General features: G+C 55.1%; 14 protein-coding genes. 9 read left to right on the top strand and 5 right to left on the bottom strand.

From position 1 onward, the window contains the following. Window positions 1-189: 189 nt before the first annotated feature. The 3 genes from cstA to DCL27_RS04705 all read left to right on the top strand — a co-directional run bounded on the left by cstA (window position 190) and on the right by DCL27_RS04705 (window position 3680). On the top strand, window positions 190-2304 hold the full coding sequence (cstA, locus tag DCL27_RS04715; protein ID WP_035598795.1) for a pyruvate/proton symporter CstA: 2115 nt from the start codon (window positions 190-192) through the stop codon (window positions 2302-2304). Between the two features lie 45 nt (window positions 2305-2349). Further along, a complete protein-coding gene (locus DCL27_RS04710) occupies window positions 2350-2547 on the top strand; it encodes a YbdD/YjiX family protein (RefSeq protein ID WP_005288677.1) in 198 nt (65 codons plus the stop codon). Window positions 2548-2636: 89 nt separating this feature from the next. Continuing rightward, window positions 2637-3680 carry a CobW family GTP-binding protein gene (locus tag DCL27_RS04705; protein ID WP_035598798.1) on the top strand — a complete coding sequence of 348 codons (1044 nt, stop codon included), beginning with the start codon at window positions 2637-2639 and terminating at the stop codon, window positions 3678-3680. Between the two features lie 186 nt (window positions 3681-3866). On the opposite strand, the gene DCL27_RS04700 is transcribed toward DCL27_RS04705, so the two are convergent. Further along, window positions 3867-4106: a hypothetical protein gene (locus DCL27_RS04700; RefSeq protein ID WP_005294386.1), complete on the bottom strand. Its 240-nt coding sequence runs from the start codon at window positions 4104-4106 to the stop codon at window positions 3867-3869. A 603-nt stretch (window positions 4107-4709) separates the two neighbouring features. Between DCL27_RS04700 and DCL27_RS04695 the strand changes: the two genes are divergently transcribed. The 3 genes from DCL27_RS04695 to DCL27_RS04685 all read left to right on the top strand — a co-directional run bounded on the left by DCL27_RS04695 (window position 4710) and on the right by DCL27_RS04685 (window position 6349). Further along, complete coding sequence (locus DCL27_RS04695; protein ID WP_005288687.1) at window positions 4710-4919, top strand: hypothetical protein; 210 nt, start codon at window positions 4710-4712, stop codon at window positions 4917-4919. Between the two features lie 204 nt (window positions 4920-5123). Then, window positions 5124-5765, top strand: coding sequence for a leucine efflux protein LeuE (gene leuE / locus DCL27_RS04690; protein WP_035598801.1), 642 nt, complete (start codon window positions 5124-5126; stop codon window positions 5763-5765). A 200-nt stretch (window positions 5766-5965) separates the two neighbouring features. Further along, window positions 5966-6349 carry a helix-turn-helix domain-containing protein gene (locus DCL27_RS04685; protein ID WP_005288695.1) on the top strand — a complete coding sequence of 128 codons (384 nt, stop codon included), beginning with the start codon at window positions 5966-5968 and terminating at the stop codon, window positions 6347-6349. Window positions 6350-6384: 35 nt separating this feature from the next. On the opposite strand, the gene eco is transcribed toward DCL27_RS04685, so the two are convergent. Next, the gene (gene eco, locus DCL27_RS04680; RefSeq protein ID WP_035598804.1) at window positions 6385-6888 is read right to left on the bottom strand and encodes a serine protease inhibitor ecotin; all 504 of its coding nucleotides are present in this window, start codon (window positions 6886-6888) and stop codon (window positions 6385-6387) included. Between the two features lie 156 nt (window positions 6889-7044). After that, window positions 7045-8640 carry an ABC-F family ATPase gene (locus DCL27_RS04675; protein ID WP_005294378.1) on the bottom strand — a complete coding sequence of 532 codons (1596 nt, stop codon included), beginning with the start codon at window positions 8638-8640 and terminating at the stop codon, window positions 7045-7047. A gap of 785 nt (window positions 8641-9425) precedes the next feature. On the opposite strand from DCL27_RS04675, the gene DCL27_RS04670 reads away from it, so the two are divergent. The 3 genes from DCL27_RS04670 to yajD all read left to right on the top strand — a co-directional run bounded on the left by DCL27_RS04670 (window position 9426) and on the right by yajD (window position 12694). After that, window positions 9426-10328 carry a LysR family transcriptional regulator gene (locus DCL27_RS04670; protein WP_035600753.1) on the top strand — a complete coding sequence of 301 codons (903 nt, stop codon included), beginning with the start codon at window positions 9426-9428 and terminating at the stop codon, window positions 10326-10328. 196 nt (window positions 10329-10524) lie between these two features. Beyond that, a complete protein-coding gene (locus tag DCL27_RS04665) occupies window positions 10525-12189 on the top strand; it encodes a methyl-accepting chemotaxis protein (protein ID WP_035600750.1) in 1665 nt (554 codons plus the stop codon). 157 nt (window positions 12190-12346) lie between these two features. Beyond that, window positions 12347-12694: an HNH nuclease YajD gene (gene yajD / locus DCL27_RS04660; RefSeq protein ID WP_005288716.1), complete on the top strand. Its 348-nt coding sequence runs from the start codon at window positions 12347-12349 to the stop codon at window positions 12692-12694. A 50-nt stretch (window positions 12695-12744) separates the two neighbouring features. Here yajD and DCL27_RS04655 read toward each other — a convergent pair whose 3' ends face one another. Then, window positions 12745-13455 (bottom strand): oligogalacturonate-specific porin KdgM family protein, encoded by a 711-nt coding sequence (locus tag DCL27_RS04655; protein WP_005288720.1) that lies wholly within the window; start codon window positions 13453-13455, stop codon window positions 12745-12747. Window positions 13456-13760: 305 nt separating this feature from the next. Continuing rightward, entirely contained in the window at window positions 13761-14342 is a 582-nt protein-coding gene (locus tag DCL27_RS04650) for a DJ-1/PfpI family protein (RefSeq protein ID WP_035600747.1), read from the bottom strand. Window positions 14343-14347: the final 5 nt, after the last annotated feature.

Below are 14347 nucleotides of genomic sequence, written 5' to 3'. Positions count from 1 at the left end.
GCCCTATCACGTAACAAGCCCTCGCGTTACATCAATGCAGAGATGATCAGTGATCACTCCTGCAATCCCACAGCAATATTGCAAAATGTAACCATGTCGCTGGCGCGATCCACTATGCTCCACTATGCGGCGTTAACTATTTGCAACCTCATTGATCTATGCATAAAAAATAAAGGCTAAAGGAATGTTATGGATAAGATCGGCAAATACCTCATCTGGATCGTACTGGCGCTACTCGGCGCCGCCTCTCTCGCCTATATCGCCCTCCATCGTGGAGAACAGATCAACGCGCTGTGGATCGTCATCGCGGCGGTTTGTGTCTATCTGATCGCCTACCGCTACTATGGGCTGTATATCGCTCGACGGGTATTGGGCGTCGATGCCACACGCATGACCCCGGCGGTGCGTCATAATGACGGCCTGGATTACGTGCCGACGGATAAGAAGGTGCTCTTCGGCCATCACTTCGCGGCTATCGCGGGCGCCGGTCCCTTGGTCGGCCCCGTGCTCGCGGCGCAGATGGGCTACCTCCCCGGTATGCTGTGGTTGCTGGCCGGTGTGGTGTTAGCCGGGGCGGTACAGGATTTCATGGTGTTGTTCGTCTCCACGCGACGCGATGGCCGCTCACTGGGTGAGCTGGTTAAAACGGAGATGGGTAACACCGCCGGGGTGATTGCCCTGGTCGCTACCTTCATGATCATGGTGATCATCCTGGCGGTGCTGGCGATGATCGTGGTCAAGGCGCTGACACACAGCCCCTGGGGAACCTATACCGTCGCCTTTACCATTCCACTGGCGCTGTTCATGGGGATTTATACTCGCTACCTGCGCCCAGGGCGCATCGGTGAGGTGTCGATCATCGGCCTACTGTGTCTGATCTTCGCCATTATCTCCGGCGGATGGGTGGCGGAAAGTCCGACCTGGGCGCCCTACTTTGACTTTACCGGCGTTCAGCTCACCTGGCTGCTGGTAGGCTACGGCTTTGTCGCCTCGGTGTTACCGGTATGGCTACTGCTGGCGCCACGCGACTACCTCTCCACCTTCCTCAAGATCGGCACCATCGTCGGACTGGCCATCGGCATCCTGATCATGCGCCCGACGCTACAGATGCCGGCGCTGACCCGCTTCATCGACGGCAGTGGGCCGGTCTGGGCGGGCGATCTGTTCCCCTTCTTGTTTATCACCATCGCCTGCGGCGCGGTCTCCGGTTTCCACGCACTCATCGCCTCCGGCACCACCCCGAAGATGCTGGCCAACGAGAACCAAGCCTGCTTCATCGGCTACGGTGGCATGTTAATGGAATCCTTCGTCGCCATCATGGCACTGGTTGCGGCCTGCGTCATCGATCCGGGGGTCTACTTCGCCATGAATAGCCCGCTGGCCCTGCTGGCACCCGCCGGGAGCGTCGATGTGGTGGCCTCCGCCGCGCAGGTCGTCAGCGGCTGGGGCTTCCACATCACCCCCGATGCCCTACACGCCATCGCCGAGGAGGTGGGGGAGCAGAGCATCATCTCACGCGCCGGTGGGGCGCCGACCCTGGCGGTCGGCATGGCCTATATCCTGCATGGCGCGCTGGGCGGGCTGATGAATGTGTCGTTCTGGTATCACTTCGCCATTCTGTTCGAGGCGTTGTTTATTCTGACGGCAGTCGATGCCGGTACCCGAGCGGCACGCTTCATGCTGCAAGATCTGCTGGGGGTGATCTCGCCATCGATGAAGAGGACCGACTCGTTGCCGGCCAATCTGTTGGCCACCGCGCTGTGTGTGTTGGCCTGGGGGTACTTCTTGCACCAAGGCGTCGTCGATCCACTCGGCGGCATCAATACCCTGTGGCCCCTGTTCGGCATCGCGAATCAAATGCTGGCCGCCATGGCGCTGATGCTGTGTGCCGTCGTGCTATTCCGCATGAAGCGCCAAGCCTATGCTTGGGTCGCCCTGTTGCCGACCGCCTGGCTGCTGGTCTGCACCATGAGCGCCGGTTGGGAGAAAACTTTCAGCAGTGATGCGCGCGTCGGTTTCCTGGCCGTGGCCAACAAGTTCCAAGCGATGATCGACAGCGGCAACATCCCGGCACAGTACACCCAGACACAACTGGCGCAATTGGTATTCAACAATCGTCTGGATGCCGGGCTAACCCTGTTCTTCATGCTGGTGGTCGTGGTATTGGGGCTCTTCTCCCTGAAGTGTGCACTGGCGGCGCTACGCAACCCACACGCCAGCGCCCATGAGGTGCCCTATCAACCGTTGCCCACGCAAGCGCAGGCGGATGCGCCTCTCTCGCCGGGCCATCGCCGCCAAGCTTAACCCCTATCCCCCGGCGCTAAAGCGTCGGGGGAGCACGGAGGAACCATGTTCGATACGCTCGCCAAGGCCGGGAAATATCTGGGACAAGCCGCCAAGCTGATGGTCGGCGTCCCCGATTACGACAACTACGTGCAACATATGCGCCTGACACACCCCGAACAGACACCGATGAGTTATGAGGCGTTTTTTCGCGAACGTCAGGATGCACGCTACGGCGGTAAGGGCAGCACGCGCTGCTGTTAACCCCCCTCGCTGCCACGGCCATCGACGCGGCAGCATCGCTCACCAGCATGACGCCCGGCCACGCCGGGCAAGCCACACAGGAGGACACTATGCAGACCCCCGTTTCCGTCACCCTACTGACCGGCTTCCTCGGTGCCGGGAAGACCACCCTACTCAATTACTACCTACGCCACGGAACGGATCGTCGCCTGGCCATCGTCGAGAATGAGTTTGGCGCCGCCAACCTCGACGGGGCACTGCTTGAGGTCGATGACAGTGTCTCCGTCACCGAGTTGAGTAACGGTTGTGTCTGCTGTAGCGTGCGCGGTGAATTCAGTGCGGCGCTGCGCGATCTGCTGCAACGACGCCAACAGGGGGCGCTCACCTTCGACCATCTCATCATCGAGAGCACCGGGCTCGCCGATCCGGCGCCGATCGTGCAGACCTTCTTCGTCGAACCCACGCTACGCGACGCGCTACGCCTGGACGCGGTGATCGCACTGGCCGATGCCCAGCACCTCGCGACACAGTTGGATCAACACCCCGTCGCCGCCGCACAACTCGGCTGTGCCGATCGTATTCTGTTGACTAAATGCGATACCGTAGACACGGCGCATTGCGAAACGCTCTTGGCCCGCATCCGACGCATCAACTCACGTGCCGAGATTTATCAAGTCGAGCACGGCGCCTGCCCGCCGGCGCTGTGGCTGGATCTGCACGCCTTCACCCTCAGCGATGAACTGAGCCTGTCCCAAGGGTGGCATACCCTCACCCCACACGGCGACGCGCCGCCGCGACTCCGCCCATTTCGCCCCCTGCCCAGCTCCGCCATCACCGTCGATGACGCCATCCAGGCGCATCTGCTTGAAGGCGGCGTCATGGATCTTCAGCGTATCGGCCAGACGATGGAGCGTTGGGTGGAACAATACGGTCATGACATGCTGCGCTATAAGGGCATTCTGGCCATCAACGAACACCCCCAACGCCTGGTAGTACAAGGCATTCATCGGGTAGTCGGATTCGACTATGGCTCGCCCTGGCGCACCGAGGAGATCCCCTGCTCGCGTCTGGTGATCATCGGGCGTCAGTTGCCCATCACCCAACTGCGGGTCGATTTTGACGCCGCCCAGGTTACTACGGATGCATTAAGCTGAAGACCGCCGACGCGACGTATTCCCGGGAAACATAGACGCTCAACAGCGGGGGAAATAATAAGCAACGAAAAGTGGCAGAATGAATGCCGCCTAGGCAAATACATCAACAAACTTAACTAGGCGGCAGAGGAAACATCCGAAGACTTTATTTGAGGTTAAAACAACCTTTACCCGTTTAATAACTTATTACTCCTTGATTGCACGCTCCACCATCCACGCCAAGGCATAGGCGACCATCAGAAATGGGATATTAATAAATACATGATACCAGCTGCTCATTTCTCCCCAAGCCAGGGAACGCACCAGGCTCATACCGAAGAAAAAAACCACTGTTAACAACAAGGTATAATCACCATGCCCCCGATAGGCTGGCATGAATGCCCAACGCAACGAACCACGAAAACCAGAATAAATAGCAGTCAACATAATATTTCTCCTTGGATTAAACAGAACCTATACCTTTTGGTTCTAAGACGCCCCATTAATCTCATGATGAAATGCTGCGTTCAAGTCAAAATACGGAAATTAACGCTGAAAATAGAATTTCTCGTAATCGTCGCGCAGTTATAAGTTTTACTAATCAAGAAATTTTATGCACTCGCCTAACCTGTCATCCCCCGCTATCAGGCAAGCGACGGGGCTCATCACCCTCAGGCGACGCATACGCAACGGGGAAAGTTGCGTAAATAGGCATATCCAAGGATGTAAGCTAACGCTTACGCGACAAAGTATAAACTCCCGGAATGATCTAATGAGTTGCAACAGTTTTCACAAATCTATATGTTCGCACGAGCAATAATGTCTACACTAACCACTAGGACGTCGATGTCACGTCCATCGGTCTGATGTAGGCTAAAAAATCAGCTAATGATATGGAAAATCACAATAAATTTTTTACCCATATCCGCCGATGCCTCCGCTTACTGAGCGTGCGGCACGGCCTATTCGAACGTTTTCACGCGGTGTCATGTTCCGCGTTTAGGGGCCAGGCGTCCCGCCTCCCACACACAGTTTACTTGAGGCTACAGCATGCAACAGTTTCTCTGCCGTTATGACCATATTCTCACGCTAACCGAGGAAAGAACGGGAAAAACCACCGCCAGTAAAGAGCAAGGTGCCTTTGTCATCAGTGCCGAATCGCGTCCCAAGGCGATGATGATGGCCAATGCGCGCCTGGCATCCATGATCGATCTGCACAGTACCTACTACCTGACTAGCGTCGACTGCTGCACCAAGTGAGCCAGTGAACACGGGACGAGCGACACCGCCAACCGTGTTATCGACTTCCTGCAGGTGGGTGGCGCACGAGGGTGTTGTGCCGCGCCACCACACAGTGGATGACTCGCACTCGCCCTCTGCCATTCGTCGAATAAAATGTGTAGAATATTCAGCCACTGTTATAGCCCCAATCCCACATAATTTACTTATTAAAAAGAGGTTGATGTGTTAGAAAGCTTTGGCGTACTCAATATCTGGACATATGTCCTGGGTGCGGTATTTATCATCTTAGTTCCCGGCCCCAACACCCTATTCGTACTGAAGACCGGGATCACCGGTGGTGTGCGCGAAGGCTATAAGGCCGCCAGCGCCGTGTTGATCGGGGATGGTGTATTGATCTTTCTGGCCTATCTTGGGATCGCCTCCTTGATCCGCTCCTCACCGTTCCTCTTCAATCTGATCAAGATGCTGGGGGCGCTCTATCTTCTCTATCTGGGGATTAAAATCCTCTACTCTACGTTGCGCCGACGTGACACGCCGCATCAAGGAGAGGAGCGTATCGAAGTCAGCCACACCTTTCGCAAGGCGCTGACCCTGAGCCTGACCAACCCCAAGTCGATCCTGTTTTACGTCTCTTTCTTCGTACAGTTTATCGACTTGAACTACGCCCATACCGGGCTCTCTTTCCTGATCCTGGCGACGATCTTGGAATGCATCAGCATCTGCTATATGACCTTCCTGATCTTTTCCGGCGCCGCCCTGGCTCACTTTCTGGGGCAGAAGCAGCGTCTGGCACGCCTGGGTAACTCCCTGGTCGGTGTTATGTTCCTCGGTTTCGCCAGCAAGCTGGCCAGTGCAACCGCCTGATCCTCCTCGCGCGGAGAGGCTTCCCTCTCCGCCCTCCCTCACATTCTCTACGTATTGCGCCGATTATTACGCTTGGAAACACCTGGCTGGCATTTCTTTACAAAACAAGAAGAAGCCTTAGTTTTTGTATAAGTCTCTCTATTTTTGTTCCGCTAACATAAAAGTCGGCTCAACGAGTGCCTGCGATTGAGGGATTGCCAATGACGACCCAGGGACAACATCAACTGTTGGTTGACGCATTAATTCAGTGGATAGAGCAGAATCTGGATAAACGCATACTGATCGACGATATCGCCGACCGGGCGGGATATTCCAAGTGGTATCTACAACGGCTGTTCAAGGAGGTAACCGGGTATAACCTGGCCGCCTACGTCCGCCGGCGTCGACTGATCCGCGCGGCGGCCGAGCTGCAGCGCAGCAATAAGAAAATCATGGAGATCACGCTGCAATATGGCTTCGACAGCCAACAGACGTTTAGCCGAGCCTTTAAACGCCGCTATGGCACGTCACCCGGCAGCTACCGCCAACGCGCCGACGCACAAGGGGGGGAGCACCTCAGCGGCCCCCTGCTGGCGCCGATGTAATCACGCCCCCTCGATGACGGGGGCGTGGCCCCAATTTATTGGGTCAGCGCATCCTGTACCTGCGGCTGCGCCTGCCAGATACGATATTTCACCTGTACCCCTTGTGGGACATAGACCACCAGCGGCAACTTGCTGTTATAACGCTGCAAGGCATCATCGCCGAGATGCACCGTGACAAACGCCTGATGGCGCTGACTGTCTGGGCAAGCCATCAGGGTGCCCACCGGCCCGGTGACCTTATCCATCACCAGATAGTCGTATCCCCATCCCTCCAGAGTCTTACTCTCCAGCTCACCCATCAGACGCTGGCGGTTGCAATCCACCGACAGCGTTTTGCCGATCAGCAACTCGACGCGCAGATCCGCCTCGTCGGCACGCGGCGGCAGAGCGATCACCTGACGCGTCATGCCTTTCTCCGCCTGCGGATAGGGGGCGATCTTATCTAACGGTTGCGGGCTCCGATCCGTCGTACCAGCCCAGGCGGTAGCAGAAGAGGCGGCGAGCAACATGCCGGCCATCACCATCGAGAATGTCTTCATCATCAAATCCTTGTTTAAGCTATCTCGGCCTCAGACTAGCACATTCTCTTGCCATCCCCCCATCGGCTTATTCTGACAAAGCGCTAGAGGTAAAAGATCATGCTACAGCCGGAATAAAAGGCAGCATAAAAAAACGGCCCCAAGGGGCCGTTATGCTTACTCGTCGATGCCTTTACTACGCAGGTAATCCTCGTAGCCGCCACCGAAGTCGACCACCTTCTGCGGGGTGATTTCGATGACCCGAGTGGCCAATGAACTCACGAACTCACGGTCATGAGAGACGAAGATCAGGGTACCTTGATATAATTCCAGCGCAATGTTCAACGCCTCGATGGACTCCATATCCATATGGTTCGTCGGTTCGTCCATCACCAGCACATTGGGGCGGCGCATCATCAGCTTACCGAACAACAGACGCCCTTTCTCGCCCCCCGACAGGACCTTGACCGACTTCTTGATATCTTCTTGGCTGAACAACAGACGGCCTAGGAAGCCGCGCACCGCCTGCTCGTCGTCCCCTTCTTGGCGCCACTGGCTCATCCAGTCGAACAACGTCATCTCTTGTTCGAACTCATACTCATGATCCTGCGCGTAGTAGCCGATCTGCGCGTTCTCGGCCCACTTGACGGTCCCGGCGTCCGGCGTCAAATCGCCGACTAAGGTCTTTAACAGCGTCGACTTACCGACCCCGTTCGTCCCCAGCACCGCGACCTTCTCGCCCGCCTCGAGCAACAACTTCAGGCCGCTGAATAGCGGGCCATTGTCGAATCCCTTGCTGAGATCCGTCAGCTCGAGAGCGTTGCGGAACAACTTCTTCTCTTGCTCGAAGCGAATAAAGGGGTTCTGTCGACTGGAGGCCTTAACATCATCCAGTTTAATCTTCTCGATCTGACGCGCACGCGAAGTGGCCTGACGCGACTTCGACGCGTTGGCGCTAAAGCGACTCACGAACGATTGAAGCTCGGCAATCTGTGCCTTCTTCTTGGCGTTATCGGCTAACAGGCGCTCACGCGCCTGAGTCGCGGCGGTCATATAGTCGTCGTAATTACCGGGATAGATGCGCAACTCACCATAGTCCAGATCGGCCATATGGGTACATACCATGTTGAGGAAATGGCGGTCATGCGAAATGATGATCATGGTGCTGTTGCGCTCATTAAGCACCGTCTCTAACCAACGGATCGTATCGATATCCAGGTTGTTGGTCGGTTCATCAAGCAGCAGAATATCCGGATCGGAGAACAACGCCTGCGCCAGCAGCACACGCAGCTTCCAGCCGGGGGCGACCTCACTCATCGGCCCATAATGTTGTTCGACAGGAATACCGACGCCCAGCAACAGCTCACCGGCGCGCGCCTCGGCGCTATAACCATCCATTTCACCGTAAGCGACTTCCAGATCGGCGACACGGTATCCCTCTTCTTCGCTCATCTCGGCCAGCGCATAGATGCGATCACGCTCTTCCTTGACCGCCCACAGCTCATGATGTCCCATGATGACGGTATCGATGACACTGTATTTCTCAAAGGCAAATTGATCCTGGCGCAACTTACCCAGACGCTCATTCGGATCCAACGCGACATTACCGGCGGTCGGTTGCAGATCGCCCCCCAGAATCTTCATCAGGGTAGATTTACCGCAGCCGTTCGCACCGATCAAACCGTAACGGTTGCCGCCACCGAACTTGACCGAAATGTTCTCAAACAAGGGTTTACTGCCAAACTGCATGGTGATGTTGTTACTTATCAGCACAGCGCGATCTCAATAGGTTAACGTGATTTTGCTCACATTATGCCACAATTGCCGCGCAAATGTCGTCCATTGTCGCCCCCTATCCTCAACACATCCCGGGTGACCGCCTTCCGCCCTCATCGCGTTAATTGGACAGTTATTGTTCGATCATCGATAAATAATCGATTAAATAGGTTCTATTATTAAATTAATATTAAAACTTTCTGCCAAACTGACGAAATACTTTATAGCGTGCAGCATTAACTGTCGCACCAGTCAATAATTTTCCAGCTGAAATTATAAACATGAAAAGGATAGTGCTAATTTAGTATAAAAAGTAAATAAACCCCATTAAGTGATAAATAGTAAACAACAAGGTTAAATAACAAACCATTTTACCGATATATTTTTAGTGCGGGTAAACGCCTTCACTTAGAGCCTATCCGAGTAGGCGTGTATTGTTGCAGCCAGTTTGGACACGGACAGCGCGCAACAACCGGAGCGTACACGCAATACCTGAGGATTATTCGCTTCGCTCACCCTGCGGGCCGCCCTGAAGGGCGTGCAAAACTGAGTTAAGTTTTGGGTGAGCACGGCCCAGGGTCAAATGGCAAATAAAATAGCCTAATGGGATAGGCTATTATATCTAAAAATAACGATATAAAGGGATCTATGAAGAATAACGAGCAAGATATTATGATGTTTTTTTTAGGGTTATTGACTCATTGGCATAAAAAAGTGTTCAGCGGCCAGCACCCTCATCCACGCCACACTAACCCAGCCATCAATGCCGGGGGACGCGGCCTATGCGAATAAACCTAGAGGTCTTACTGATCCTGGATGCATTAGATCGTCACGGCAGTTTTGCCGCCGCCGCTCAATCGCTCTATAAGACGCCGGCCGCGCTAAGCTATATGGTGCAAAAGTTGGAAAGTAACTTAAATCTACAACTCCTCGATCGCAGCGGGCATCGCGCACGTTTCACTCAAGCCGGGCGTATTATTCTCGATAAGGGACGCCATCTACTCAGCGAGGCGCACGCGTTAGAGCAGCAGGCGCTACTGCTGGAGTCGGGTTGGGAGACGGAGATCATCGTCGCGCTAGAGGGGTATACGCTGCCGGAGATCCTACACCCGGCGATCACGGACTTCCTCAGTCAACATCCGCATACCCGCCTACATTTAGCCCCCGCGCGCTCGGCCCAAATTGGCCTAGCGGGGCTCGATACCGGCACCGATATCATCATCGGCACCGCGGCGCGATTACCCGAACAGGGCGGTTATGTCTACCAGGCGCTCGGCATCATCGAAACCTTGCTGGTCGTCGCCCCGCATCACCCATTGGCACAAGCCACCACCCCCCTCACACCCAGCCAACTCGGCCAACATCGCACGATTGAGATGGGCGAACGGCTCGGCCAGCCGGCGATAACGCACACGCAGGAGGCGAGCCATGCCCCGCTCATCGTCTACGATATCTACTGCCAGATCAGCCTGTTACTCAATGGCGTTGGCATCGGTTATCTCCCCTACCATATTGCACGGCGCTATCTGACACAGCAGACGCTGATCGCCTGCCCACTTAGCTTTAGCCCCGCCCATGAGATCGCGTATATTGGCTGGCGCGCCGCCAAGAATGGGCGCGCCGTGCAGTGGTGGCGCGAACGCTTACTGAGCGGAGAGTTACGCACGCCCTTAGGTTATGCTTAATCCCCCGACCGCCCTGCCGCAGTACACGTTTTCACCATCGTACTGCGCACTGCTCCCGACATTCTGCTCGGCAGACGATTTAATTAATTAGCTAAAACATTAAAGTTTTTACTCTATCTTCCGACAGTAATAACACCTTATTCCGATCCTTTTATCCGATCGGTAGTTTTCTCATGCTGTTATGACAGGTTACACAATGTTCGAACGATTAAAAATTTCACGGGGTCTGATGGCTGTGCTCGCGCTATTCTGCGGCCTACAGATTTTTTCCGGTATTTGGAGCCTGCGTGATGCCTCCACTACCGATACCCGCCTAGATGAGATCTCGCGGGGATTTAGCCAAATTATGGCGATGGACCGTGCCTACGCCTCGATCACGCAAATCCGTGAAGAGATCATGAAAGACGCGCTGGCATTGAGTGCACACGGCGACGACGATAACGCGCGTACTTCACTCACCAATCTGCAGCAGCGTCTGGTGAGTGTCGACCAAGAGATGGAAAACTTTTATGCCCTCTCACGCGCCAGTGGCCATGACAATGGCCGCGCAGAGAAGGTCAAAGGATTATATGGCAAAGCTCGCGCCGATCTGGTGACCATGATCGAACGACTGCAGAATAACGATATTAATGGTTTCCAAACCATCCTGCAGAATCACTCCAGCACCGGCTTCATGTCCTCGCTGGACGACGCTTCCGACTACGTCGCCAACAAGATCATCCAACCGGCGGCGCAGGCAGCCTCCGCCAATTACCATCAAATTATCCCACTGACTATCGGCTTTATGCTGCTGTTCGTTGCGATCACAGCGCTGGTCATGTATTGGGTTCGTCACTACATCATCGACCGCATTCAGCAAGTTATCGCCTACCAGGCGGAGATCGCACACGGCAATCTGGCCATCGATATCCAGGCGCGTGGCGATACCGAAATTAGCCAACTGATGCAGGGATTGCGCCATATGCGCGACGAGTTGGCTAACATGGTTGGCGCGGTGCGCAACGGCACCAGCCACATCTTCACCGGGGTGCAGGAAATCGCTGCCGGTAACAACGATCTCTCCAGCCGTACCGAAGAGCAGGCGAGCTCCTTGGAAGAGACCGCCTCCAGCATGGAGCAGATCTCCAGCACGGTGAAAAACAACGCAGATAGCGCTCGTGAGGCGACCGAACTGGTGCAGAAAGCCTCCGCCATCGCCGTCAATGGCGGCGAGATCACTCGCCAGATGGTCAGCACCATGACCGAAATCGCCGAAAGCTCACGCAAGATCGGCGACATCACCGGTGTCATCGATGGTATCGCCTTCCAGACCAACATCCTGGCGCTCAACGCCGCCGTCGAAGCCGCGCGGGCTGGCGAGCAGGGACGAGGTTTCGCCGTGGTCGCGGGGGAAGTCCGTAACCTGGCACAGCGCAGTGCACAGGCCGCCAAGGAGATCAAGGGGCTGATCGAGGCCTCCGTCAGCCGCGTCGAGCAAGGCAATCAGTTGGTGGAGAATGTGAGCCAGTCGATGGGCGACATCGTCACCTCCGTGAACCATATCTCCGATACCATGCTAGAGATCTCATCGGCCTCGGAGGAGCAGAGTCGCGGTATTGCCCAAATCGCGCAGGCCATCAACGAGATGGATAAGGTGACGCAACAGAACGCCGCCTTGGTTGAGCAATCCGCCGCCGCCGCCGGTGCGTTGGAGGAGCAGGCCGATCGCCTGACCCAGACCGTCGCACAGTTCAAGATCAGCCCGCAAGAAAGCGCCATCCCGCCCGCCGCACCGAGCGTCAGCCCGCAATCCCCCATCGTCAAGAAGGCCCCACTCTCGACGCGTGAGAACGCAGACGACGATAACTGGGATACCTTCTAATTTCCCGCATACGGCATGTCAGACGGCATGCCGCCACCCCCAGCACGTGTCCGTGCGCACACGCTATGACGCCGCCTGCGCGCCACAGGTGATTACCGCGCAACTTTGCCCTACCATAGGGAACTCTATTTCTATTGCCAGCTAGCGAGAGAGCCCCATGGCCATTATCCCGAAAAACTATGCCCGCTTGGAAAGCGGTTACCGCGAGCAAGCCCTGAAACTGTTTCCCTGGGTCTGTGGCCGCTGCGCCCGCGAGTTCGTCTACTCCAACCTGCGAGAATTGACGGTACATCATCTCGATCATGATCATACTAACAACCCGACAGACGGCAGTAACTGGGAGTTACTCTGTCTGTATTGTCATGATCATGAGCACGAAAAATACACCGAGGCCGACACGTTTGGTACCCGCGTCGTCGCCGGAGAGGACGCTCAGCACGAGGTGGGCGTGGCGACCTACAACCCGTTTGCCGACCTGAAAAGCCGCTTGAGCGGGAAAAAATAGTCGCCAGCGGGGTGACGCCGCTGCGTCACCCCGCTGAGCGCTGGCGCGGATTACCAGGTATATTTCAGGCCGATACGATAGCGTCCCTGACGCCGGTCGCTGTCGCGGCTCTCCTTAATATCACCAATTTCGATAAAGGGGCGCCAGTTGGCATCAATGGCATATACCACCCTAAAGTTATTGGCATAATCCCACTTTTTACCGTTATACAACGGCTGACCATTGGCGGACATCTCACGCATCAGATCCAACTGATACTGAAAGTTCCACTGCCCCCACTTATAGCCAATAAACGTATCAAACTCTTGGATCTTTGAATGGTAAGGCTGCTGGTCTACCCCCTTCATCGAGTAGTCCCATAGTTTCCACTTATAGCGGCCATGGATATAGAAACCATTATCGAAGGTGTAATTCAGGCGCACAAATGGAATGAAGACCAGCCCCTCAGAGGTAAAGTCAAAGGAGTTTCCTGCCAGCAACAGGGTATTTTTATTTAGATCAGTATAATAAAAAACATTCAGTTCAGAGCCATTCAGGTACATCTGGTCATAGGCTTGATCATCGTGGTTACCATAGCGGGCATCGAACTCGAAGCCGATATGATTACCGGTATCTAAAAACACCTTAAACCTATCGCTATGTTTCTTTACGCCCTCGCGATACTCATGACGGTATTCAACGCTGGTTTTATAATTATTGGCCCATGACTGAGAGGCAGAAAACAAGCATGGGAGTGCGGCCAAGTAAATTAACTTGTTCATCGTATCCTTAACTCTTTTTCATAGTATTGACTGATGGGTAACCCGCGCATTGCCGTCATGACACCCGGGCCATAGCGCATTGACGCCGCACAGCGCCGGTACGTTCGGAGGCCGCCGTTAGCGTAGGGGTATACTACGCGCACTAAAGTTTCATATTATTACGCACGATCACAAAACCGCACTAAATAGAAAGCAAGCGAAAGAAATAAAAAGAAAGAATAGCGCCATAATCAAAAAAAAACGGTATCACCTTGCGGTGATACCGTCGCAGTCAAAGTAACCCCTAAAAACGCTTCGGCAATTAATTACCCTTCAGACAGTGGCCAGCGCCGAAAATAGATATGGCTAGCCTGAGCATCGACCTTGGCCACATTGTCGGCCAAGAGGTGACGCGCCACCGTAAAGGCGAATTCAAAGCTAACACCCAACCCCTTGGCGGAGATGAAACGCCCATCGACCACCACGTCACGATCGACATATTCGCCATCGGCAAAGCGCTCAGCCAACTTATCCCCGGTACTATAACGCCGACCTTCCAGCAAGCCATGCGCCGCTAAGACCTTGGCGCCGGAAGAGCACAATGCACAGATATACTTGTCGGCGGCGATATGGCGACGCAAGAAAGCCAAGACCATGGCGCTGGCATTAAGGCGATCGGTACCCTGTGGCCCGCCCGGCATCATCACTGCGTCATACAGCGTCTCTTGGCGATCGGCCAGCAGCGCATCCGCTCGGATAGGGGTCTCAAAATAGCTATTCAGTGCCAGGCTCTCCTCGCAGGAGAGGATCTCCACCTGAATATCCAGGCGACGCATGATGTCGATAAACACCACCGCCTCCCCCTCTTCAAAACCGTGTGCCAGCAATACGGCAACGCGCTTCGTCATGCTGC

It is taken from the genome of Edwardsiella tarda ATCC 15947 = NBRC 105688 (assembly GCF_003113495.2).
In the GTDB taxonomy this organism is placed as follows: domain Bacteria; phylum Pseudomonadota; class Gammaproteobacteria; order Enterobacterales; family Enterobacteriaceae; genus Edwardsiella; species Edwardsiella tarda.
This window is presented reverse-complemented; position numbering and strand designations above follow the sequence as displayed.

Excerpts from the sequence above, each read along its gene's own strand:
- DCL27_RS04695 (WP_005288687.1), top strand. The coding sequence starts at position 4,710 with ATGCAACAGTTTCTCTGCCGTTATGACCATATTCTCACGCTAACCGAG.
- DCL27_RS04710 (WP_005288677.1), top strand. The coding sequence starts at position 2,350 with ATGTTCGATACGCTCGCCAAGGCCGGGAAATATCTGGGACAAGCCGCC.
- DCL27_RS04665 (WP_035600750.1), top strand. The coding sequence starts at position 10,525 with ATGTTCGAACGATTAAAAATTTCACGGGGTCTGATGGCTGTGCTCGCG.
- DCL27_RS04655 (WP_005288720.1), bottom strand. The coding sequence starts at position 13,455 with ATGAACAAGTTAATTTACTTGGCCGCACTCCCATGCTTGTTTTCTGCC.
- DCL27_RS04705 (WP_035598798.1), top strand. The coding sequence starts at position 2,637 with ATGCAGACCCCCGTTTCCGTCACCCTACTGACCGGCTTCCTCGGTGCC.
- yajD (WP_005288716.1), top strand. The coding sequence starts at position 12,347 with ATGGCCATTATCCCGAAAAACTATGCCCGCTTGGAAAGCGGTTACCGC.
- DCL27_RS04670 (WP_035600753.1), top strand. The coding sequence starts at position 9,426 with ATGCGAATAAACCTAGAGGTCTTACTGATCCTGGATGCATTAGATCGT.
- DCL27_RS04685 (WP_005288695.1), top strand. The coding sequence starts at position 5,966 with ATGACGACCCAGGGACAACATCAACTGTTGGTTGACGCATTAATTCAG.
- cstA (WP_035598795.1), top strand. The coding sequence starts at position 190 with ATGGATAAGATCGGCAAATACCTCATCTGGATCGTACTGGCGCTACTC.
- eco (WP_035598804.1), bottom strand. The coding sequence starts at position 6,888 with ATGAAGACATTCTCGATGGTGATGGCCGGCATGTTGCTCGCCGCCTCT.
- DCL27_RS04650 (WP_035600747.1), bottom strand. The coding sequence starts at position 14,342 with ATGACGAAGCGCGTTGCCGTATTGCTGGCACACGGTTTTGAAGAGGGG.
- DCL27_RS04700 (WP_005294386.1), bottom strand. The coding sequence starts at position 4,106 with ATGTTGACTGCTATTTATTCTGGTTTTCGTGGTTCGTTGCGTTGGGCA.